Origin of the sequence: Roseburia sp. OM02-15 (genome assembly GCF_003481835.1) — a bacterium.
In the GTDB taxonomy this organism is placed as follows: domain Bacteria; phylum Bacillota; class Clostridia; order Lachnospirales; family Lachnospiraceae; genus Eubacterium_I; species Eubacterium_I ramulus_A.
The window spans coordinates 436,340-460,175 of the sequence record NZ_QULX01000001.1; the positions used below are offsets into that span (position 1 = coordinate 436,340).

15 protein-coding genes are annotated in these 23,836 nt (G+C 42.5%); all 15 read left to right on the top strand.

The window, feature by feature from the left end:
• Nucleotides 1-195 precede the first annotated feature (195 nt).
• The 15 genes from rpoB (at nucleotide 196) to DXB15_RS02145 (ending at nucleotide 23,805) form a co-directional block, all read left to right on the top strand.
• Nucleotides 196-4,056: a DNA-directed RNA polymerase subunit beta gene (rpoB, locus tag DXB15_RS02075; RefSeq protein WP_109214645.1), complete on the top strand. Its 3,861-nt coding sequence runs from the start codon at nucleotides 196-198 to the stop codon at nucleotides 4,054-4,056.
• Between the two features lie 18 nt (nucleotides 4,057-4,074).
• A complete protein-coding gene (gene rpoC, locus DXB15_RS02080; RefSeq protein ID WP_109214646.1) occupies nucleotides 4,075-7,788 on the top strand; it encodes a DNA-directed RNA polymerase subunit beta' in 3,714 nt (1,237 codons plus the stop codon).
• 292 nt (nucleotides 7,789-8,080) lie between these two features.
• Nucleotides 8,081-8,500 carry a 30S ribosomal protein S12 gene (gene rpsL / locus DXB15_RS02085; protein ID WP_109214647.1) on the top strand — a complete coding sequence of 140 codons (420 nt, stop codon included), beginning with the start codon at nucleotides 8,081-8,083 and terminating at the stop codon, nucleotides 8,498-8,500.
• Between the two features lie 198 nt (nucleotides 8,501-8,698).
• Nucleotides 8,699-9,169, top strand: a complete 471-nt coding sequence (rpsG, locus tag DXB15_RS02090) for a 30S ribosomal protein S7 (protein ID WP_207657009.1) — start codon at nucleotides 8,699-8,701, stop codon at nucleotides 9,167-9,169.
• Between the two features lie 15 nt (nucleotides 9,170-9,184).
• A complete protein-coding gene (fusA, locus tag DXB15_RS02095) occupies nucleotides 9,185-11,302 on the top strand; it encodes an elongation factor G (protein WP_118701873.1) in 2,118 nt (705 codons plus the stop codon).
• A 106-nt stretch (nucleotides 11,303-11,408) separates the two neighbouring features.
• Nucleotides 11,409-12,596: an elongation factor Tu gene (gene tuf, locus DXB15_RS02100; protein WP_044964739.1), complete on the top strand. Its 1,188-nt coding sequence runs from the start codon at nucleotides 11,409-11,411 to the stop codon at nucleotides 12,594-12,596.
• A 519-nt stretch (nucleotides 12,597-13,115) separates the two neighbouring features.
• Nucleotides 13,116-14,261 carry a hypothetical protein gene (locus DXB15_RS02105; protein WP_118701874.1) on the top strand — a complete coding sequence of 382 codons (1,146 nt, stop codon included), beginning with the start codon at nucleotides 13,116-13,118 and terminating at the stop codon, nucleotides 14,259-14,261.
• 152 nt (nucleotides 14,262-14,413) lie between these two features.
• The gene (locus tag DXB15_RS02110) at nucleotides 14,414-14,986 is read left to right on the top strand and encodes an NUDIX hydrolase (protein WP_109214659.1); all 573 of its coding nucleotides are present in this window, start codon (nucleotides 14,414-14,416) and stop codon (nucleotides 14,984-14,986) included.
• 147 nt (nucleotides 14,987-15,133) lie between these two features.
• Nucleotides 15,134-15,391: a hypothetical protein gene (locus DXB15_RS02115; protein ID WP_109214660.1), complete on the top strand. Its 258-nt coding sequence runs from the start codon at nucleotides 15,134-15,136 to the stop codon at nucleotides 15,389-15,391.
• Between the two features lie 9 nt (nucleotides 15,392-15,400).
• On the top strand, nucleotides 15,401-16,759 hold the full coding sequence (locus DXB15_RS02120; RefSeq protein ID WP_187119633.1) for a M20 family metallopeptidase: 1,359 nt from the start codon (nucleotides 15,401-15,403) through the stop codon (nucleotides 16,757-16,759).
• A 296-nt stretch (nucleotides 16,760-17,055) separates the two neighbouring features.
• Complete coding sequence (locus DXB15_RS02125) at nucleotides 17,056-17,571, top strand: hypothetical protein (protein WP_109214661.1); 516 nt, start codon at nucleotides 17,056-17,058, stop codon at nucleotides 17,569-17,571.
• Between the two features lie 496 nt (nucleotides 17,572-18,067).
• A complete protein-coding gene (locus tag DXB15_RS02130) occupies nucleotides 18,068-18,484 on the top strand; it encodes an HAAS signaling domain-containing protein (protein ID WP_109214662.1) in 417 nt (138 codons plus the stop codon).
• Between the two features lie 461 nt (nucleotides 18,485-18,945).
• The gene (locus DXB15_RS02135) at nucleotides 18,946-20,508 is read left to right on the top strand and encodes a DUF3502 domain-containing protein (RefSeq protein WP_158582170.1); all 1,563 of its coding nucleotides are present in this window, start codon (nucleotides 18,946-18,948) and stop codon (nucleotides 20,506-20,508) included.
• Nucleotides 20,505-22,061 carry a helix-turn-helix domain-containing protein gene (locus DXB15_RS02140; RefSeq protein ID WP_118701876.1) on the top strand — a complete coding sequence of 519 codons (1,557 nt, stop codon included), beginning with the start codon at nucleotides 20,505-20,507 and terminating at the stop codon, nucleotides 22,059-22,061. Before DXB15_RS02135 ends, DXB15_RS02140 begins: the two co-directional genes overlap by 4 nt.
• Nucleotides 22,039-23,805 carry a cache domain-containing sensor histidine kinase gene (locus DXB15_RS02145; protein WP_118701877.1) on the top strand — a complete coding sequence of 589 codons (1,767 nt, stop codon included), beginning with the start codon at nucleotides 22,039-22,041 and terminating at the stop codon, nucleotides 23,803-23,805. Before DXB15_RS02140 ends, DXB15_RS02145 begins: the two co-directional genes overlap by 23 nt.
• Nucleotides 23,806-23,836: the final 31 nt, after the last annotated feature.

The following is a 23,836-nucleotide window of genomic DNA, read 5'->3' on the forward strand; positions in this document are numbered from 1 at the left end:
TTATCCGAATTATTTTCACCAACCGGGAAACCGGTTGGTGTTTTTTTGTGCTCACAAAAATGATGCCAAAAAGTGAAAATAATCCTTGACTTGGCAAAAATACTATGCTACTATGATAAATGCACTATTGTGGTTTGATGGGGCTTATTGCGCCCTTTTCAGGGATAGAAAAAGAAAACGAGAGGTGAAGCGTCAATGGAGAAAAACAGGATACGTCCGGTCATAAACGGAAAAAGTTTGCGTATGAGTTATTCGAGACAAAAAGAGGTTCTGGAAATGCCAAACCTGATTGAGGTTCAGAAGAATTCCTACAATTGGTTTTTGGAAGAAGGACTCAAAGAAGTGTTTGCGGATATTTCGCCGATTGCTGATTACAGTGGACATCTGAGTCTGGAATTTACAGATTTCAGATTGTGCGAGGATGAGATTAAATATACCATCCCGGAATGTAAAGAGCGTGATGCGACATATGCAGCTCCTTTAAGAGTAAAAGTAAGACTTTACAATAAAGAAGCAGACGAGATCAATGAGCATGAGATCTTCATGGGTGATCTGCCGTTGATGACAGAGACAGGTACATTTGTAATTAACGGTGCTGAGCGTGTAATTGTAAGTCAGCTTGTTCGTTCCCCGGGTATTTATTATGGTATTGCCCATGATAAAATCGGAAAAGAACTGTATTCCTGCACTGTTATTCCGAACCGTGGTGCATGGTTGGAATATGAGACAGACTCCAATGATGTCTTCTATGTTCGTGTAGACCGTACACGTAAAGTGCCGATCACTGTATTGATTCGTGCACTTGGTATCGGTACAAACCAGGAAATTATTGATCTGTTTGGTGAAGAACCAAAGATTATTGCAAGTTTTGGAAAAGACGTTTCTACAAACTATCAGGAAGGTCTTTTAGAGTTATACAAAAAAATTCGTCCGGGTGAGCCGCTGTCTGTAGAAAGCGCAGAGAGCCTTATCATGGCGATGTTCTTCGATCCGAGAAGATATGATCTGGCTAAGGTCGGAAGATATAAATTCAATAAGAAATTAATGCTGAAAAACCGTATCAACGGACATGTACTGGCAGAGGATGTTGTAGATCCGAGCACAGGCGAGGTTCTGGCAGAGGCAGGTCAGAAAGTTGACCGTGAGCTGGCAGATACAATTCAGAATGCGGCAGTTCCTTATGTATGGATTCAGACAGAGGAGAGAAATGTAAAAGTTCTGTCCAGTATGATGGTTGATCTTCGCCATTATGTAGACGTAGATCCGGAAGAACTGGGCGTTCATGAGCTGGTTTACTATCCGGTTCTGGCACAGATTCTGGAAGAAAATACAGATATTGAGGATATCAAAGAAGCAATTCACAGAAATATCCACGATCTGATTCCGAAACATATTACAAAAGAAGACATTCTTGCTTCTATTAACTATAACATGCATCTGGAGTACGGTATCGGAAACGATGACGATATCGATCACCTTGGAAACCGTCGTATCCGTGCGGTAGGTGAGCTGCTTCAGAACCAGTACAGAATTGGTCTTTCCCGTCTGGAGAGAGTGGTTCGTGAGAGAATGACAACACAGGATCTTGAGACAATTACACCGCAGAGTCTGATCAACATCAAACCTGTTACAGCTGCAGTCAAAGAGTTCTTTGGTTCTTCCCAGCTGTCACAGTTTATGGATCAGAACAACCCTCTGGGTGAGCTGACACACAAACGTCGTCTGTCTGCATTAGGACCAGGTGGTTTGTCCAGAGATCGTGCAGGATTTGAGGTTCGAGATATTCATTACTCCCATTATGGAAGAATGTGTCCGGTAGAGACACCTGAGGGACCGAACATCGGTCTGATCAACTCTCTTGCATCTTATGCGAGAATTAACGAGTATGGTTTCGTAGAGGCACCATATCGTAAAATTGATAAATCTGATCCTAAAAATCCGCGTGTAACAGACGAAGTTGTATACATGACAGCAGATGAAGAGGATAATTACCATGTAGCACAGGCGAACGAGAAGCTGGATGAGAACGGATATTTTGTTCGTAACTCTGTATCTGGTCGATTCAGAGAAGAGACACAGGAGTATGATAAGACATTATTTGATTACATGGATGTATCTCCGCAGATGGTATTCTCTGTTGCTACCGCATTAATTCCGTTCCTTGAGAACGATGATGCGAACCGTGCCCTGATGGGAGCAAACATGCAGCGTCAGGCTGTACCGCTTCTTACAACAGAAGCGCCGGTAGTTGGTACTGGTATGGAGCCGAAAGCAGCAGTTGACTCCGGTGTTTGTGTAGTGGCAAAACGTGCCGGTGTGATCGAGCGCGCTTGCTCTAATGAAATTACAATCAAATACGATGATGATGGAAGCAGAGAGACAATCAAGCTGACAAAATTCTCACGAAGCAACCAGTCTAACTGCTACAACCAGAGACCAATCGTGTTCAAAGGCAATCATGTGGAGGCAGGTCAGGTTATTGCTGATGGTCCTTCTACAGCAAACGGAGAACTTGGTCTTGGTAAAAACCCACTGATCGGATTTATGACATGGGAAGGTTATAACTACGAGGATGCTGTACTGTTAAGTGAGCGTCTTGTTCAGGATGACGTATATACATCTATTCATATTGAAGAGTATGAAGCAGAAGCACGTGATACAAAACTGGGACCGGAAGAGATTACAAGAGATGTTCCGGGTGTTGGTGATGAGGCACTGAAAGATCTGGATGAGAGAGGTATTATCCGTATTGGTGCCGAGGTTCGTGCCGGTGATATCCTTGTTGGTAAAGTAACTCCGAAGGGAGAGACAGAACTGACAGCTGAGGAGAGACTGCTTCGTGCAATCTTTGGTGAGAAAGCAAGAGAAGTACGTGATACTTCCTTAAAAGTACCGCATGGTGAGTATGGTATTGTTGTAGATGCAAAAGTATTTACCCGTGAAAATGGTGACGAGTTATCACCGGGTGTAAATCAGGCAGTTCGTATCTACATCGCACAGAAGAGAAAAATCTCTGTTGGTGATAAGATGGCCGGCCGTCATGGTAACAAGGGTGTTGTTTCCCGTGTACTTCCGGTAGAAGATATGCCATTCCTTCCGAATGGTCGTCCGCTGGATATCGTGTTAAATCCGCTGGGTGTACCTTCTCGAATGAATATCGGACAGGTGCTGGAGATTCATCTGAGCCTTGCTGCAAAAGCACTTGGATTTAATGTTGCCACACCTATTTTTGCAGGTGCAAAAGAGACAGATATCATGGATACTCTGGATCTGGCAAATGATTATGTAAACTTAACATGGGAAGAATTCAAAGAGAAACATGAGGAGGAATTACTTCCGGAAGTTCTTGATTACCTGTATGAGAACAGAGATCATCGTAAACTGTGGAAAGGTGTTCCAATTTCCCGTGATGGTAAAGTAAGACTGCGTGATGGACGTACCGGTGAGTATTTTGACAGCCCGGTAACAATCGGACACATGCATTACCTGAAACTGCATCACTTGGTAGACGACAAGATTCATGCACGTTCTACTGGTCCTTACTCCCTCGTTACACAGCAGCCTCTGGGTGGTAAAGCTCAGTTCGGTGGACAGCGTTTCGGAGAGATGGAGGTATGGGCACTGGAGGCTTATGGTGCAGCATACACACTGCAGGAGATCCTGACAGTAAAATCTGATGATGTGATCGGACGTGTAAAAACTTACGAAGCAATTATCAAAGGTGATAATATTCCTGAGCCTGGTATTCCGGAGTCCTTCAAGGTACTGTTGAAAGAGTTACAGTCACTTGGTCTGGATGTGACACTGGAAGACGAGAACGGCGAAGAAGTAAAACTGCTTGAAACAAGCGAATATGGAAATACAGATCTGAACGCAATCATTTCCGGAGACAGAAACTTCAATTATGAAGAAAAAGAGTCTTTCGGAGAGATGGGATTCTCAAAACAGGAATTCAATGAAAAAGAAGAACTGGTAAATGTAGAAGACGATCAGAATGATGCTCAGACAGATGATTTCATGGACGGATTTGATGATAGCATTCTTGATGAAGAATAAGAGGAAGGAGCGTTGTAAATGCCAGAAACAAACAATAAAGAAGTCGGCACAAACATAGCGTTCGATGCCATCCGCATCGGACTGGCTTCACCGGAAAAAATATTGGAATGGTCCCGGGGCGAAGTAAAGAAACCGGAAACCATTAACTATAGAACTTTGAAACCAGAAAAAGACGGTTTGTTCTGTGAACGTATTTTTGGACCGAGCAAAGACTGGGAATGCCATTGTGGAAAGTATAAAAAAATCCGCTATAAAGGCGTTGTCTGCGATCGATGCGGAGTTGAGATTACAAAATCTAACGTTCGTAGAGAGCGTATGGGACATATTGAGCTGGCAGCTCCGGTATCTCATATCTGGTACTTCAAGGGAATCCCGAGCCGTATGGGATTAATCCTTGATATTTCTCCGAGAACACTGGAGAAAGTACTGTATTTCGCTTCTTACATCGTACTTGACAAAGGCGAGACAGACCTGCAGTATAAGCAGGTTCTGTCCGAAGCAGAATATCAGGAAGCATACGAAAAATACGGAAAATCCTTCCGTGTAGGTATGGGTGCAGAATCCATCAAAGAGCTTCTGGAAGCAATCGATCTTGAGAAAGATTCTGTTGAACTGAAAGCAGCATTAAAGACTGCTACAGGCCAGAAACGTGCAAGAATCATCAAGAGACTGGAAGTTGTAGAAGCATTCCGTGAGTCTGGTAACAGACCGGAGTGGATGATCATGACTGTTATCCCGGTTATCCCACCAGATTTACGTCCGATGGTACAGTTGGATGGTGGTCGTTTCGCAACATCCGATCTGAATGATCTGTATCGTCGTATCATCAACCGTAATAACCGTCTGAGAAGACTGTTAGAGCTTGGAGCACCGGATATCATCGTTCGTAATGAGAAACGTATGCTTCAGGAGGCAGTAGATGCCCTGATCGATAACGGTCGTCGTGGAAGACCGGTTACAGGACCTGGTAACAGAGCATTAAAATCTCTTTCCGATATGCTGAAAGGTAAATCCGGACGTTTCCGTCAGAACCTGCTTGGTAAACGTGTTGACTATTCAGGACGTTCCGTAATCGTAGTAGGACCGGAATTAAAAATTTATCAGTGTGGTCTGCCGAAAGAGATGGCAATCGAGCTGTTCAAACCGTTCGTTATGAAAGAGCTGGTTGCAAACGGAACCGCTCATAATATTAAAAGCGCAAAGAAAATGGTAGAGAAACTTCAGACAGAGGTATGGGACGTTCTGGAAGAAGTTATCAAAGAGCATCCGGTTATGTTGAACCGTGCTCCTACACTGCACAGACTTGGTATTCAGGCATTTGAGCCGATCCTTGTAGAAGGTAAAGCAATCAAGCTGCATCCGCTTGTTTGTACCGCATACAATGCCGATTTCGATGGTGACCAGATGGCTGTCCATCTTCCACTTTCTGTGGAAGCACAGGCAGAGTGCCGTTTCATGTTGCTGTCCCCGAACAACCTGTTAAAACCGTCCGATGGTGGTCCGGTAGCCGTTCCTTCTCAGGATATGGTTCTTGGTATTTACTATCTGACACAGGAGAGACCGGGAAGTATTGGTGAAGGCCATTACTTCAAGAACCTGAATGAAGCAATTCTTGCATACGAGAACGGATATGTAAAATTACATTCCAGAATCCATGTACGTGTGACAAAGAAAATGCCGGATGGCACAGAGAAGACAGGAACTGTTGAGTCTACACTTGGACGTTTCATCTTCAATGAAATCTTGCCACAGGATCTTGGATTTGTAGATAGAAGCAAACCGGAAAATGATCTGGTACTGGAAGTAGATTTCCATGTTGGTAAAAAAGGTCTGAAACAGATCCTTGAGAAAGTTATCAACATCCATGGTGCTACAACCACAGCAGAAGTTCTGGATGATATTAAAGCAATGGGTTATAAGTACTCTACAAGAGCTGCTATGACCGTATCTATTTCTGATATGACAGTACCGGAGAAGAAACCGGCACTGATCAAACAGGCACAGGATACTGTAGATCTTATTACAAAGAACTACAAACGTGGACTTATCACAGAGGAAGAGCGTTACAAAGAGGTTGTTGAGACTTGGAAAGAGACTGATGATGAGCTTACACATGAGCTGTTATCCGGACTTGATAAATACAACAACATCTTCATGATGGCTGACTCCGGAGCCCGTGGTTCTGATAAACAGATCAAACAGCTGGCTGGTATGCGTGGTTTGATGGCTGATACAACTGGTAAAACAATCGAGTTGCCGATTAAATCAAACTTCCGTGAGGGACTTGACGTATTGGAGTACTTCATGTCTGCCCATGGAGCACGTAAAGGTATGTCCGATACAGCGCTTCGTACCGCCGATTCCGGATACCTGACAAGACGTCTGGTAGACGTTTCACAGGATCTGATCATTCGTGAGACAGATTGCTGTAAAGATAGAAGTGAGACTGCTGGTATGTACGTAAGTGCATTCATGGATGGCAAAGAGGAAATCGAGAGCCTCCAGGAGCGTATCACAGGACGTTTTGCATGTGAAGATATTCACGATGCAGACGGAAACGTACTTGTTGCAGCAAATCATATGATCACACCGAAACGTGCAGCTCTGGTTATGAGCAAAGGTGTAGATGAGAACGGAGAACCGCTTGAAAAAGTAAAAATCCGTACAATTCTTACCTGCCGTTCTAAAGTCGGTGTTTGTGCAAAATGCTACGGTGCAAACATGGCAACCGGTCAGGCAGTACAGGTTGGTGAGGCAGTTGGTATTATCGCTGCTCAGTCTATCGGTGAGCCTGGTACACAGCTTACAATGCGTACTTTCCACTCCGGTGGTGTTGCCGGTGATGATATCACACAGGGTCTTCCTCGTGTTGAGGAGCTTTTTGAGGCAAGAAAACCGAAAGGACTTGCTATCATCACAGAGTTTGCTGGTGTTGCTACTATTAAAGATACAAAGAAAAAACGTGAGATCATCGTTACTAGCCCGGAGACAGGTGAGACAAAAGCTTACCTCATCCCTTACGGTTCCAGAATCAAGATCACTGATGGTGCATTCCTTGAAGCTGGTGATGAGCTTACCGAAGGTAGTGTAAATCCGCATGATATCCTGAAGATCAAAGGTGTTCGTGCAGTTCAGGATTACATGCTTCAGGAAGTTCAGCGTGTATACCGTCTGCAGGGTGTAGAAATCAATGATAAGCACGTTGAGGTTATCGTTCGTCAGATGCTGAAGAAGATCCGTATCGAGAACAACGGAGATTCTGATTTCCTGCCAGGAACCATGGTTGACTTCCTTGATTATGAGGAGGAAAATGAGAGACTGGCTGCAGAAGGAAAAGAGCCGGCAGAAGGAAAACAGGTACTGCTTGGTATTACCAAAGCTTCCCTGGCAACCAACTCATTCCTGTCAGCTGCATCCTTCCAGGAGACAACAAAAGTTCTGACAGAGGCAGCAATCAAAGGTAAGATTGATCCGTTGATCGGTCTGAAAGAGAACGTAATCATTGGTAAACTGATTCCGGCAGGAACAGGTATGAAGAGATATCGTTCTATCCGTCTGGATTCTGATATTGATGAGAATGCAGAGATTGATGCAAATGATCTGTTGGGCGACGATTTGTTAGCAGGCGATGAAACTGTTGAAAATGTTGAGACAGAGATTGATGCAGAAGATATCGACGTTGAGACTGAGACAGAAGAAGCTGCAGATGCAGAAGAGACTGTAACAGAATAAGATATAAAGAAAAGGCGGTGCCGTAGGGCATCGTCTTTTTGCAATTAGAAATGTCTGTCAGAGGTTGTAAAAGTTCTTTATAAATAACATTTGATCCGCTGTTATTGGATAAAACAATATCATTATCTGCTTTTTATATAGAAGCAACACATTGTATATGTATAAAAACAGAAAAAACTGGGAAAAATCAGAAAAATACGCTTGACAAGCTATTAGACAATCACTATACTATTTTAGTGTGCACAAAAGCGCACAGGAAACTTTTTTACAAAATATACAGGAGGTGAATAGAATGCCAACATTTAACCAGTTAGTAAGAAAAGGTCGTCAGACATCTGCTAAGAAATCTACAGCACCTGCATTACAGAAAGGTTACAACTCTTTACAGAAAAAACCTACAGATGCAGCTTCTCCGCAGAAGAGAGGTGTTTGTACAGCAGTTAAGACTGCAACCCCGAAAAAACCTAACTCAGCTCTTAGAAAAATCGCCAGAGTTCGTCTTTCTAACGGAATCGAAGTAACAAGCTACATTCCGGGTGAAGGTCACAACTTACAGGAGCATAGCGTTGTTCTGATCCGTGGTGGTCGTGTAAAAGACTTACCAGGTACAAGATACCATATCATCAGAGGAACACTGGATACAGCAGGCGTAGCAAACAGACGTCAGGCTCGTTCCAAATACGGCGCTAAGAGACCGAAAGCAGGCAAATAGGACCTGTAAAAGACCAATAGTATCACAAACAGAACTATTGTAAGTGTTGGAATTCTTTTTATCGACGATAATAGATAAAGATAGATGTTCCCAGCATGAACACATTAGAAAGACACATGTGAGTACCGTTGAATTAATCGATTAAGAAACTGCTGTGAAAGACAGCAAGCCAAGACCATGATTAAGGAGGGAAGTACCGTGCCACGTAAAGGACATAATCAGAAAAGAGAAGTTTTAGCAGATCCTATGTACAATAACGTAGTAGTTACAAAACTTATCAACAACATCATGTTAGATGGTAAGAAAGGTGTAGCTCAGAAAATTGTATACGGAGCTTTTGATCGTGTTGCAGAGAAAACCGGAAGACCGGCTATCGAAGTATTCGAAGAGGCTATGAACAACGTTATGCCTGTACTTGAAGTAAAGGCTAGACGTATCGGTGGTGCAACATATCAGGTACCGATCGAAGTAAGACCGGACAGACGTCAGACACTTGGACTGCGTTGGTTAACAATGTTCTCCAGAAAAAGAGGAGAGAAAACAATGGCAGACAGACTGGCAAATGAGATTATGGATGCAGCTAACAATACAGGCGCATCTGTAAAACGTAAAGAAGACATGCACAAGATGGCAGAAGCAAACAAAGCATTCTCCCATTTCAGATTCTAAGAGGAGGAAATCACCATGGCAGGAAGAGAATATCCGCTTGAGAGAACCAGAAATATTGGTATCATGGCTCATATCGATGCAGGTAAAACTACATTAACAGAGCGTATCCTTTATTACACTGGTATTAACTATAAAATTGGTGATACTCACGAAGGTACTGCTACCATGGACTGGATGGAGCAGGAGCAGGAGAGAGGTATCACAATTACTTCAGCTGCTACAACATGCCACTGGACACCGCAGAAAGAAAATAAACCTGCACCGGGTGCTAAAGAGTACCGTATCAACATCATCGATACTCCAGGTCACGTTGACTTTACAGTAGAAGTAGAGCGTTCCCTTCGTGTACTGGATGGCGCCGTTGGTGTCTTCTGTGCAAAGGGTGGTGTAGAGCCTCAGTCAGAGAACGTATGGCGTCAGGCAGACACATACAATGTACCACGTATGGCATTCATCAATAAGATGGACATCCTTGGTGCAAACTTCTACGGAGCAGTAGACCAGATTCGTGAGCGTTTAGGTAAAAACGCAATCTGCTTACAGCTTCCGATCGGAAAAGAAGATGACTTCAAAGGAATCATCGACTTATTCGAGATGCAGGCTTATATCTACAACGATGAGAAAGGTGAAGACATCAGCATTGAGCCGATTCCGGAAGATATGCAGGATGAGGCAGAGCTTTACCATGATGAGTTAGTAGAGAAAATCTGTGAGTTAGATGATGATCTGACAATGATGTATCTGGAAGGCGAAGAGCCGTCTGTTGAGCAGTTAAAAGCTGTTTTAAGAAAAGCTACATGTGAGTGTACAGCTGTACCGGTTTGCTGTGGTACTGCTTACAGAAACAAAGGTGTACAGAAACTGTTAGATGCCGTTGTAGATTTCATGCCGGCACCGACAGATATTCCTGCTATCAAGGGTGTTGATCTTGATGGTAATGAAGTAGAGAGACATTCTTCTGATGAAGAGCCGTTCTCTGCTCTTGCATTCAAAATCATGACAGACCCGTTCGTAGGAAAACTTGCATTCTTCCGTGTATACTCCGGTACAATGAATTCCGGTTCCTATGTACTGAATGCAACAAAAGATAAAAAAGAGCGTGTTGGACGTATCCTTCAGATGCACGCTAACAAGAGAACTGAGCTGGACAAAGTTTACTCAGGTGATATCGCAGCCGCAGTTGGATTCAAGATCACTACAACAGGTGATACAATCTGTGACGAGCAGCATCCGGTAATCTTAGAGTCCATGGAGTTCCCAGAGCCAGTTATCGAGCTTGCTATCGAGCCGAAAACAAAAGCTGGACAGGGCAAGATGGGTGAAGCTCTTGCAAAACTTGCAGAGGAAGATCCTACATTCCGTGCTCATACAAACACTGAGACAGGCCAGACAATCATCGCCGGAATGGGTGAGTTACATCTGGAAATCATCGTTGACCGTCTGCTTCGTGAGTTCAAAGTAGAGGCAAACGTTGGTGCTCCTCAGGTTGCTTACAAAGAGTCATTTACAAAACCTGTTGATCAGGAATACAAATATGCAAAACAGTCTGGTGGACGTGGACAGTACGGACACTGTAAAGTTAAATTCGAGCCGATGGATGCAAACGGAGAAGAGACATTCAAGTTTGAGTCCGCAGTTGTTGGTGGTGCTATTCCGAAAGAGTACATCCCGGCAGTTGGAGAAGGTATTGAAGAAGCAGCTAAGGCTGGTATCATTGCTGGATTCCCGGTTGTAGGTGTTAAAGCTACAGTTTACGACGGATCTTATCATGAGGTCGATTCCTCTGAGATGGCATTCCATATTGCCGGATCTATGTGTTTCAAAGAGGCTATGCAGAAAGCAAGCCCGGTTCTTCTTGAGCCGATCATGAAAGTAGAAGTTACTATGCCGGAAGAGTACATGGGTGACGTAATCGGTGATATTAACTCTCGTCGTGGACGTATCGAAGGTATGGATGACCTTGGCGGTGGAAAGATCGTTAGAGGTTATGTACCGCTGGCAGAGATGTTTGGATACTCTACAGACTTACGTTCCAAAACACAGGGACGTGGTAACTACTCAATGTTCTTCGAGAAATATGAGCCGGTTCCGAAGTCTGTACAGGATAAAATTATTTCCGCAAAAGCAAAATAAAACTTGAAATACTTTGACCTTTTTAATATAATCGAAGTATCGAGTGATAAGATTCAATTAAGAATTATGAATGCCGAAGGCATACAATTTTAAGGAGGACGCAAAAATGGCAAAAGCTAAATTTGACAGAAGCAAACCACATTGTAACATTGGTACAATTGGACACGTTGATCACGGTAAAACAACTTTAACAGCTGCTATCACTAAAGTATTAGCTGAGAGAGTAGAAGGAAACGAGAAAGTAGATTTCGAGAATATCGATAAAGCTCCAGAAGAGAGAGAGCGTGGTATCACAATTTCTACAGCTCACGTTGAGTATCAGACAGCAAAACGTCACTATGCACACGTTGACTGCCCAGGTCATGCTGACTACGTTAAAAACATGATCACTGGTGCTGCTCAGATGGATGGTGCTATCCTTGTAGTAGCTGCTACTGACGGTGTTATGGCTCAGACAAAAGAGCACATCCTTCTTTCCCGTCAGGTAGGTGTTCCTTACATCGTTGTATTCATGAATAAATGTGATATGGTAGACGATGAGGAGCTGCTTGAGTTAGTAGAGATGGAGATCACAGAAGTTCTGGAAGAGTATGACTTCACAGACTGCCCGATCATCAAAGGATCTGCTTTAAAAGCTCTTGAAGATCCGATGGGCGAGTGGGGCGACAAGATCATGGAACTCATGGACACAGTTGATGAGTATATTCCGGATCCGCAGCGTGCAACAGATCAGCCATTCCTTATGCCAGTAGAGGATGTATTCACAATCACAGGTCGTGGTACAGTTGCTACAGGTAGAGTAGAGCGTGGTACTCTTCACATCAACGAGGAAGTTGAAATCGTTGGTATCAAAGAGGAGATTCAGAAAACAACTGTTACTGGTATCGAGATGTTCCGTAAACTGTTAGACGAGGCTCAGGCTGGTGATAACATCGGTGCATTACTTCGTGGTATTAAGAGAGAGGACATCGAAAGAGGTCAGGTTCTTACAAAACCAGGTACAGTAACATGCCATACAAAATTCACAGCTCAGGTTTACGTACTGACAAAAGATGAGGGTGGCCGTCATACACCGTTCTTCAACAACTATCGTCCGCAGTTCTACTTCAGAACAACTGACGTAACAGGTGTTTGCAACCTTCCAGAAGGTACAGAGATGTGTATGCCTGGCGATAACGTAGAGATGACAATCGAGCTCATCCACCCAATCGCTATGGAGCAGGGTCTTACATTCGCTATCCGTGAAGGTGGACGTACTGTAGGATCAGGTCGTGTTGCTACAATCATCGAGTAATCACTTGCTGATACTGTAATACAATATAGTATAATAAGAGGCTTCCAGATTTCCTGGGAGCCTTTTTTACATTCATCTCAGTCTGAGTTGAGACTCCCACTTCTGCAAGTGGTGAGTAGTAACAAGTATTTCTCAGTGGGAGTTCAATCTCCTACTGAGATAAATGCTCCGCGAGGGCGCACATTGTCTGGGAGACAATGGTTTTGCGCCGACCGGAACGGAGTGTAGAGTGCAGTGATTCTGAAAAGAAGATGTCAGCTTGCGCTGACCAGAATCACGCACCAAGACTCACGTGCGTTCGACTTGAATATGATCGAATGTTGATTTGCTTTTTAGAAAATAAAATAGAAACTTAAAAAGGAACTTAAATCAAATGTAAATAGTCAGATAGAATTTTTAGATTGCTTATGTTAAAATATAAAAAATAATAAAAAGTAGGGGACTTTTGTAAATTAGAGAAAAATGCATTGGATTACAATATAGAGGGCATATATATTTTGCTGGAGGAGGACATAAAATTTGAAAAAGAGAATGGTGGCAATTTTATTATGTGTAGCAATGGTTGCAGTTAGTCTGACAGCATGTGGAAATTCTGATAAGGCAAACAATAAAGATAATGTATCTGTGAGTTTAGATAGTGAAACTGATACTTCAAATAATAAAAATAGTTCAAAATCGGAACAAAAGGAAAAACAGATAGACTACATTCAGGCAGAGTATCGAATCATAGATGCAAAAGAATTGTATGTGACAGCAGACAACATGGAAGCAACAACAGATTCCGATGGAAATGAGACTTATATTAATACAGAAAATTATACAAATCAAGATGTGTGTGACAATAGAGATAAAGAAACAGTGTTGCAACAATTGATGGCATCACTATGTGGCATTGCAGGTGCCATTGATTTAGATACTGCAAGAAATGAAGGGGTATTCGATAATGTAACTGACGATGGTGCAATGGAACCAGTAGCGTTTGTTGGCGTTCCGTGTACAGATGAGAATGGAGTTACATTAGGTGATACAGCACCAATATTTCGAAAAGTATTTGAAAATGAAGTTTTGAATGATCTTTTTGCTTTTAAGCCGGATTATGAGCTGGTAGAGGTAGACGGCGAAGATGATAAATGGTATAAATTTACATGGAGTCCGGAGACAACTTATGAAGGCATCTATGCAGAAGCCTATTTGCAGGAGCTTGCCGGTAGAAAATCTGAGCTTCAAACTGCTGTGAAAGAAGCAAACAATGGCAGCGATGCGATTGAATTAACAGTGTCTCCTGAGACTGTGGCAAAATGTCTGGATAAATATAATCTGGATGAGGGCTACTGGTTTGCATTTAATGATCTGGAAGATTATAATGCGAACTCCTGGAATTATGATGTAATTTACGATGGGGTTCGTTATACATCAACAGTGACAAATGATAATGTAAAAATCATGCTGGAGGTAAATGGTGAGCCACAAACTGTCATTATGCAACAATGGTATACAGATCTGTTGTTAGATAAGAATCCAGAACTGACGACAAAGGAAGAAGTGTTCTTTGGCAGTGAAAAATATCAGAGCATTGCATATTCTGAAGGAAGAATGCTGAAATTGGAGCAGAATCAGAAAGCAGCATTTGAAGCATGCGGATTTAAAATAGATGATTATAGATAAAAAGGAAAGATACTTTTTATGTATTGCTGATGCCTTCTAAAACATAGAAATATTTAAAATCAATATGTGGCGGAATGGGCGTAGAAATGCTATGAGTCTGCGAGAAGATCAAGATACATTTTGAAAAATATAAAAACAGGGAGAACAAAATTATGACACGACAGGAGCTGATTGCCAGTATCGAACAATATCAGCCATATAACGAGCAGGAAGAAATGGATAAACCGCTCATTCTGGAGTGGATAAAAAATAACGACAATGCATTTTTACGCGAAAATGTCGTGGCACATATGACGGCATCTGCCTGGGTGGTAAATAAGGACAGAAGCAAAGTGCTGATGGTATATCACAATATTTATAATTCCTGGTCATGGTTAGGTGGTCATGCGGATGGTGAGATAGATCTGTTATCTGTGGCGGTTCGGGAAGTGAAAGAAGAAGCTGGTATTTCCAATGTGACTCCGGTGTCGAAGGATATTTTTTCAGTGGAATCGCTTACCGTAGATGGTCATTGGAAAAATGAAAAATATGTTTCCAGTCATTTGCATTTTAATGTGACATATTTATTGGAAGCTGATTCAGAAGAAGCGGTTTCGATAAAGGCAGATGAAAATAGTGGTGTGGCATGGTTTACGCCAGAAGAAGCATTGAAAAAATCAACGGAGCCGTGGTTTGTGGAACATGTATATGCGAAACTCATAAAGAAAGCGGCATATACGATTTAAAAAATATAAACGATTTTTTTGACTTAAAAGCAGTGCTGATAGCAAAAGGAATAGGAAAAATAAGTGTTTTTATAAATATATATTATAACAAAAAGAAAAATAGTGATTTTTGATAATATTAAAAAATAGTAGAAAAGAGGGCATAGTATGAACGAATTATATGAACTGATTGAGCAGAAAATAAAGGCATCCGGTTATCCGAGAGAGATTTCCGGTGAGGCAGTATACAACGATATCTGTGACCAGATAGATGGAAAAGAGAATGGAGTATATCTGTTGTTATCAAAATTTGAGGAAGATGTAGTTTTCGAGTATCATATTACCGTTCGGGATGAAGATTTTAATTTGGGAATTTTGACAATGCGTACACCGGAAGGCGTATTTGAAGTAGATTTTGATGCATAAGGAGGAACTATGGATATCAAAGAACAAATTCATGCATTATCTGAGGAGATGATTGCAAATTTAGGTAAAATGGTAGCGATTGACTCTCAACTTGGCACACCGACAGAGGGCAAACCATTTGGCGAAGGTCCTGCAAAAGCATTAAGCGAAGGACTGAAAATTGCAGAAGAACTTGGTTTTCATACCGTAAATCTGGACAATTATTGCGGTTACGCGGAGATGGGCGAAGGCGAAGAAATCGTAGGAATCGCGGGACATCTGGATATCGTGCCGGTTGGTGGAGATTGGAGTTATGATCCTTTCGTGCTGACACGCAAAGGAGATTATGTATATGGACGTGGAACGACAGATGATAAAGGTCCGGTGATTGAGGCGCTTTATGCAATGAAGCTGCTTCGTGATTCCGGCGTGAAGCTGAATAAACGGGTACGTCTGATCATGGGATGCAATGAGGAGACCGGTTCGAAATGTATGGAACATTATAATGGGGTCGCTGAGGAGTTGTCCTGCGGATTTACACCGGATGCAAATTTCCCGTGTATTCATGGCGAAAAAGGACATATGTCTATGATGGCATATTCCAAACATACCAAAATTATTTCCATGAATGGAGGTTTTGTATCCAATGCGGTATGCGACAGTTGTACAACCGTGATTCCGGCAGAAGCTGGATTAAAAGAAAAATTGGAAGTTGCGCTTGGTGACACAAAACTTCAGGAGTACAAAGTAACAGAAGAAAACGGTCAGATTGAAATTTATGCAAAAGGTGTTCCGGCGCATGCAAGTACACCGGCACTTGGTATCAATGCAGCTGGCGTAACATTTGAATGTTTGGAAAAAGCAGGTTTTGAGGATGATTTTGTAAAATTTTATAACACACACCTTGGAACTTCCTGTGATGGAGCCGGAATTGGTTTGAAGTGTGAGGACGCTTATGGCGATCTGACATTCTGTAACGGAATTGTAAAAACAGAGGATGGCGTAATTTCCTGTACCATTGACATTCGTGTGCCGGTTACTTTCAAAGAAGCAGATGTTCGCAAAATGTGCGAAGGCAGACTGGAAGATGAAAATGGTCGGATCGAGATAGAAGAAATCGGTGATCCGCTGTTTTTCCCGCGGGAGTCTCCGCTGGTAGAAGCATTGTATAAAGCATACGTGGACGTGACAGGAGATACTGAGCATGAACCGATGGTAATCGGTGGCGGAACTTATGCGAAATCTTTGAAAAATATTATTGCATTTGGTCCGGAAAAACTGGATATGGATTATCATATTCACAGTGCAGATGAATTTATTCTGGTATCCGAAATGGAAGAAGCGGTTCTGATCTATATGGAAGCAATCAAAAATCTTCTGGCAATTTAGAGGGAAAATAAGATAGAAATGTACTCAGGAAAGTGATGAATGACACACGTCCTCTAAATATGAATATCGGCTATTTCTCTAGTGAAAAAGAGAAATAAAATTAAAAAAATTTTAAAGGTTCTTTTCAAAAAATCTAACGTTTCGATTTTATAATAAGTGATAGCTTCAAAAAACGAAGTGTAGAGTGCAGAGATTCTGAAAAGAATATGTCACAGTTTACTCTGACCAGAATCACGCACCAAGTCTTACGTGCGTTCGACTTAAATATTTTTGGAAATGAGAAAGGGGAAAAGCCGATGAAAATGTTTTGGGTTATCATGTTGTCATTGTTTTTAGGGGCATCAGGAAATCAACAATTGACAAATTCCGTTGAGATGGCACGGATTTCGAAGACACTGGATCTTGCGTTGGCACAGGGAAACCTAATTGAAAATGTAGATACCCATAGTGGTTCTCATGGGGATGGAGATTCTTTGCAGACATGGACATTTGCGGATGATTCCTTATTAAAACAGATTCAGGCAGATTCTGCCTGGAAGCCATTTCCTTTGACAAAAAATTTAGAAGCATTGCTTTATGGTGTTACATATGATGAGGGATTATCGGTAACGGTTGTCGGTCCATATGTTTCTTTTTCAGAGGAACAGCTTCCAAGAGTAGAACACGGATATTATTACTTTGTGGATCGGCAGGCGGAGTCAGAACAGCAGAATAGTGATGAGCAGATTCTGGAGCGTGTGTCGTATAATTTCAGTATTGCGATTTATGATACCGATACGGATACGTTATATTACGTGGAGGCGGATTCCTGATATATGGCTACAGACAAATATTTTTAGGAGAAGCAAGCCGGGGATTACAGGATGCATATTTTGAACGCAGAATAAGCATTTCCCCGCTTCAAGTGCGTAGAGCACTAAGTGGTGGGTAAGGGGGATGCTTATGTCAGTGGGAGTTAAGCTCCCACTGACAGGGCGCAAAGCGACTGCGTTCATGAGCAAGTAGCGAAAGCGGATTGCGAATGTCCGTTTTACCTAAGAAAAAGAAAACAGAAAATAAGGAAAGAGATTGCAAAGTTTGATAGATGTACCGAAATTAAATTTTGCAGTCTCTTTTTATATGCGGTATAATTATTTTATATGTTAGAAAAATGGGATAATGCAAGTAACCGAAAATAAGAAATATTATAATAAGGGAAGATGCAAATTTCTGATATAAGAAATATTGTAACAAGAGGAAGGCAAATTCTTAAAACAGCAAAATATCATAATGAAAAGAAGAACTATGACGATGAAGGAGATAAAATAAATGGATGATTTTTTATATATTTTAAAATTACAGTTGGAAGGTCGATTAAGTGACGATCAGATCACCGATCAGATGCACATTTATGAGGATTATATTCAGGAACAGGTTGCCGGCGGAAAGACCATGGAGCAGGTTATGCGCAAACTGGGTGATCCGGCGAAAGTTGCAGATATGATTGTAGAGCATTATGAAAAACTGGAAAAACAGCAGCAGCGCGAATCTATTGGAAATATGACAGCAGAGGAGATCAATGCGAATGTTCAGAATCCGGAGCATGGATTTCATGCGGAATTTATTGAGAACGAAGGATGGGACGTTCGTCTTGGAAAATTAAAACTGAATACCTGGTATGGAACACTGATCATTCTGGGTGCGGTACTTGGTATTTCAGTATTGATTTCTACGATAATGCATTAGATTGAGATTTTTATAATAATGCATTAGATCTTGTGTTAGATGAGGATCCTGGGATGTGCAGGAGAAGTATATCAGATGGGAGATGACTCCCACCTCTATAGGGACGCCACTGAAAAACCGTTTTTACATACAATATATAGTAGCACAAAACATACAAGTATACTTTATCTTGTACTGTTTTGCACAAAATAAGGACTTTTTCAGTGGCGTCCTATAGGTGGTGAGAAACAAGCTAGTATCAGTGGTGGGAGCCAATCCCCCATCTGATATAGCCTCCGGCAGGATTACAGAGGTGCGCAGTTGAAGTATGTCATGCAATTGCATGACGCGCACCTCGCAACAAGAATGCCGGAGCATTCTTGAAAGTATATCGTGCGTTGCCTTATGCACATTTTACAGCAAATATGTATAGGGGATTTTGGAATTGGCAGAAAGAGGAAAATCAGGGGAGAGCAGTAACGATGAAAAAGGCAGCTGGATATCTGACGTTATTTAGTACCATAGCAGCATTAAGTCTGAGCGGATGTGGAACTGCGACGAAACAGGAGGCAGATTCCGAAGCAAAAGCGGATACATATGTGACCTTGAGGGCGATCACTGTTGGAACTATGCCGGAAAATGGAATGGATGAATTTTACGAAGAACTGGATGAGATGACGAAAGAACTGGGATGTCATCTGCGGTTTGACTATATTCCATGGGGAGATGAGCGTTCACAGCTTAATATGGCGATCGCTTCCGGTGAGTACGATTTTATCTCAAATGGCAACTTTTCGGATTATTATCAGCAGGCAGCAAAAGGGGCATTTCTGGATCTGAATCAGTATCGTGATCTGGTGCCGGATCTGTTTGCTCATTATGAGGATTACCGGGCGGATTTTCTGACGAATCTGGAGTGGAACGGTGGTTTGTATGGAATCCCGCAGTTTAAGGCAGATTCCATCAGTGATACCGGTGGTGGATTTTTTTATCGAAGTGATTTATTGAAGGACTGGAATCTTCCGGAAGTGACAGATTTCGAGAGTATGCAGAATTATCTGTATGCCGCGAAAGCTGATCCAAGATATGAAAACGCTTTATTGATTACAGATAATCGGGTATGGACTGCTCTGTGGCCGATTTTTAACAAAGAATATCAGGAGATTGAATCAATTCATACTATGCCGTATGCGGTGGTGGATGCCACAGACGGGAAAAACGTGGTGAGCCGTTTTGAGACAGAGGAATTTCGACGGATTCTGGATGTGGTGCATCAGTGGTATCAGGATGGAATCCTGAATCCTGGTATTTTAGCTTCCTCAGATAATGAGGGTATGACGGCTCTTGAAATGTTGCTTGGGGATGAAAAACCGTGTGAGACAAATGCACCGATCTGGTCTGTAAATGATACCTATGTACCAGTTTTGTATGAAAAGCATCCGGAGTGGGAATATGGATTTTTCGATTATGATCTGTACAGTGGAAATATCACAAAAACAAGAAGTGGAAAGGAATTGTCCTGTATTTCCGTGTCTGCGAAGTGCCAGAATCCGGAAATGGCAGTAAAGATTCTGGAAAAACTGCATACAGATCAGGATTTCTATAACCTGATATCTTATGGGGTGGAAGGGATTCATTATCAAAAAAAAGACGGTGAGATCTCACATGAAGAAATTGTAAGTAAAGACGCTTTTTCCTATTGGGTAGGAAGCCCGGATCATACGCTGGAGCTGCCGAAATATATTGAGGATAAGCAGTGGGCACAGGTATATACAGATTTGCAAAAGCGGCAGCAGGAAGTAGAAAAAACTGCACCGGACAATCCGCTCATTGATTTTACCTGGGAAGATAATGGATTAAAGGAGCTTGAAAGTCGGCTGGAGGAAGTACGCAAGGACTATCTGCTGCCGTTATGTTGTGGCGTGTCGGATGATATTGATGCAGATTATCAGACGGCAATTGACAAGCTGTACGAGGCAGGATTGCAGGAATATCTGAATATTTTGCAGCAACAGCTGGATCAGTATTGGGAGGAACGATCATGAAGCTTCTGATTGTGGACGATGATGTGTATACAAGGGAAGGACTTGCGGAGAACATTCCATGGGAATTATATGGAATCGAAGAAGTAATGCAGGCAGAAAATGGCAAAGAGGCTCTGCACACCGTGTCATGGTATCTGCCGGATTTGATCATTACAGACATTCGTATGCCGCAGAAAAATGGCATTGATTTTTGCAAAGAAGCAATTCGTTTGGTGCCGGAGTGCAAGATTATATTTATCACGGGATATATGCAGACAAAGTATCTAAAGGATGCCATTGATCTGTCGGCAGTGGCTTTTATTGAAAAACCGATTCAGCCGGAGGCAGTTTTGGAGGCATTGGAAAAAGCAGTAGGAAAAATCCGCAGACAGCAGGAAACAGTACAACTGCAGAAAGAAAATATTTCCTATCAGAAGACAAGATTTTTGCACTTATTACAGCAGAAAAACATAGCGGAAGAACTGTTGGAAGAAATCTGCCAGAATTGCGGATTTGTATGTGCCAGAGATGAGAAATATCTGTGTGTAGAAATCCGATTTGAGAATGAAATGACAGAGTTGGAGCAGTGCAGGGAGCAGCTGGAACAATATCTGGCAGACAGTACGGATTTCCTGTTGTTTGATTTGATGCCGGAATCAGAGGCTGCTACTACTTCCGTTGCAGTTGTGGCATGCGGAGCAAAGCGGCAGCAGGAGATTCGCCGTAAGCTGCATCAGTTTGTGGCAAAATACCCGGAGTATACCGTTGCGGTGGGATATTTTGTGGAGCGGTTATCAGAGGTGTACAACAGCAGCCGCATGGCACAATTTGCCATGGAACAGGGATTTTTTCAACCGGAAGTACGTTATCTGGAGTTACAGCATCTGGTAAAACACGAATTTATCGATCCGGGAATTTATCAGGTGTTTCTTCAGACTTACCGGGAAAATCCGTGGCGTGTCCGTGACTGGTATTGGGAGCAGCTGGAACAATTTTGCGCGCAGAAGGATGTAATACCGGAAGGCGCACAGCTTATTTCACTGACAAAAACCTTTGCCAGTCAGATTTTGAAGGATTATCCGGAAAGCCTGAAAAATGCAGGACTGGAGACAGTGGAGCATTATATGGAATATTTGTCAGGCAGCAGGCACATTCAGGAGCTGAAAAAACGGTTTTATCAGTTGCTGCAGGGAATGGAACAGTGTCTGGAGAAACAGAAAGGATACAGCCGGGTGGTCAGTGATATCCGTACCTATTGCAGTCAGCATCTGTCAGACAGTGCCCTTGGCGGTCAGATGATCTCAGATCATTTTGGGTTGTCTGCGACGTATCTGAACCAGCTTTTTAAGCAGGAACTTGGCATGACAATCAAGCAGTATATCAGTGAAATGCGTATGGAACGTGCGGAGCAATTGCTGACGCAGACTTATGAGACGGTGGATGAAATTGCGACAAAATGCGGCTATTCCAACGGAAATTATTTTGCAAAAGCGTTCCGGGAAAATCGGAAAATGCCACCGACGGATTACAGAAAGATGATGGGGAAGCGTTATGAAACAAAAGGGACAACGTAAACTGCCATTTTTTTATCACTGGAAATTGTCCAGAAAGCTGTTGTTGCTTTTTTTCGGAATCGGTATTCTGCCGATCACGGTTATTTTTGGCATTACGCTGTATCGAATGGTGCAAAAATCCAGTCAGATGCAGCTGTATACCATGGATAAGAACTTTGACCGGATGGAACAGACTATGGATAATATTCAGGATCGCATCGGGCGTATCGGTTCGCTGGTCACAGTGTCTGACCAGGTAGGAGATGCTTTGCGCAGTGATGACAGTGACGGTCTGGTTCAGGAATTGCAGAAATTCGATGCGTTGTCGGATTATACCTATCAGCTGGAACTGAGTTCCGATGATATTTCCATTTTGTATTATATTCCGGAAAAATTTTTGATTTCACAAAGCGGAAATACCTGTTATCGACCGTTAAATGATCTGACTAAATGGAAGGTAGATGCCCAAAATCTGGAACAGACGGCGGGAGCTTCCTGGCGCGTGGTACATGAAAAGAATCGCTATGGTCAGAAAAAAAGTTATCTGGCAAATTTTCGGGCAATCTGGAATACAGAGCAGTATTCGGAACTGCTTGGAATCGTAGCAGTCATGATTCCTGTGGATGCCGTCAGAGACAGTATGAATGGGATGATGGATCAGCAGACGCTATATCTGCTGGATGAGAATGATACGATTCTTTTGTCCGGTGGCAGTCAAAAAATATCGGAGGAACGTCTGCCAAAATTAGAGGGAACATCAGGGGATACTCATGTGGAAAATGGTGCGTGGCTTGTGCGCAATAAAAAGCTGGAAGAAGGTGGTATGGCACTGGTTTCTATTGTTCCGCGGAACGTTCTGATGCAGGAGTCAGGAAAAATCATCCGGGAAATGCTCATTTTTTATATCATAGTCTGTGGGATTTCTTTCGTGCTGTTGCAGCTTGGGACCAGACCGTTTCTGGGACGTATCCGCAAGTTGGATACTACCATGGAAGCAGTAGATCAGGGGATAATGGAGTCAATTTCGGTACCGGAATACAGAGATGAACTTGGCAGACTGACGCAACGTTACAATAAAATGGTGGAACAGATTCAGCATTTGCTGGAAGAACAGTATGTGCTAGGTAAAGAAAAATCGGAAGCACAGCTTTATGCGCTGCAGGCGCAGATCAGTCCCCACTTTTTGTATAATACGTTAGACATGATGAACTGGATGGCAGTAAAAGGTGAGACAGACAATATTCGAAGTGTACTGTCCTCCATGTCACGGTTTTACCGGATGGTTTTGAGTCGTGGCGCGTATATCATTACGATCGGTGAGGAAATCCGGATGTGTCAGGCATATATGGAAATTCAGGTAATGCGCAAAAAGAAAAAACTGCAATTTTTACTGGATGTTGATGAGGAAATTTTTCCATATCTGATTCCGAAAATCACGTTGCAGCCGCTTCTGGAAAATGCAGTCAGTCACGGAATTGATGAAAAAGACGGCGGTCGCGGAACGGTGCGGCTTTCCGGACGATTAATGGGGGATGAGATTGTTCTTCAGGTACAGGATGATGGTGTGGGCATGGATCCAAAGATGCTGGACGAAGCGTCGCCGGATGATGGTAAGACACACTACGGTTTATCTAATGTAAAAACGCGTCTGATGATTTTTTATGAGAAAAATGCTGAGGTAATTTGCAACAGTGCACCGGGAATCGGAACCGCCATCACATTGAAATTCCCCAAAAAAGAGGATATGGAAGAATACAACGGGTAAAAATTAAAACAGACAGGTAATTTTTGAAAGT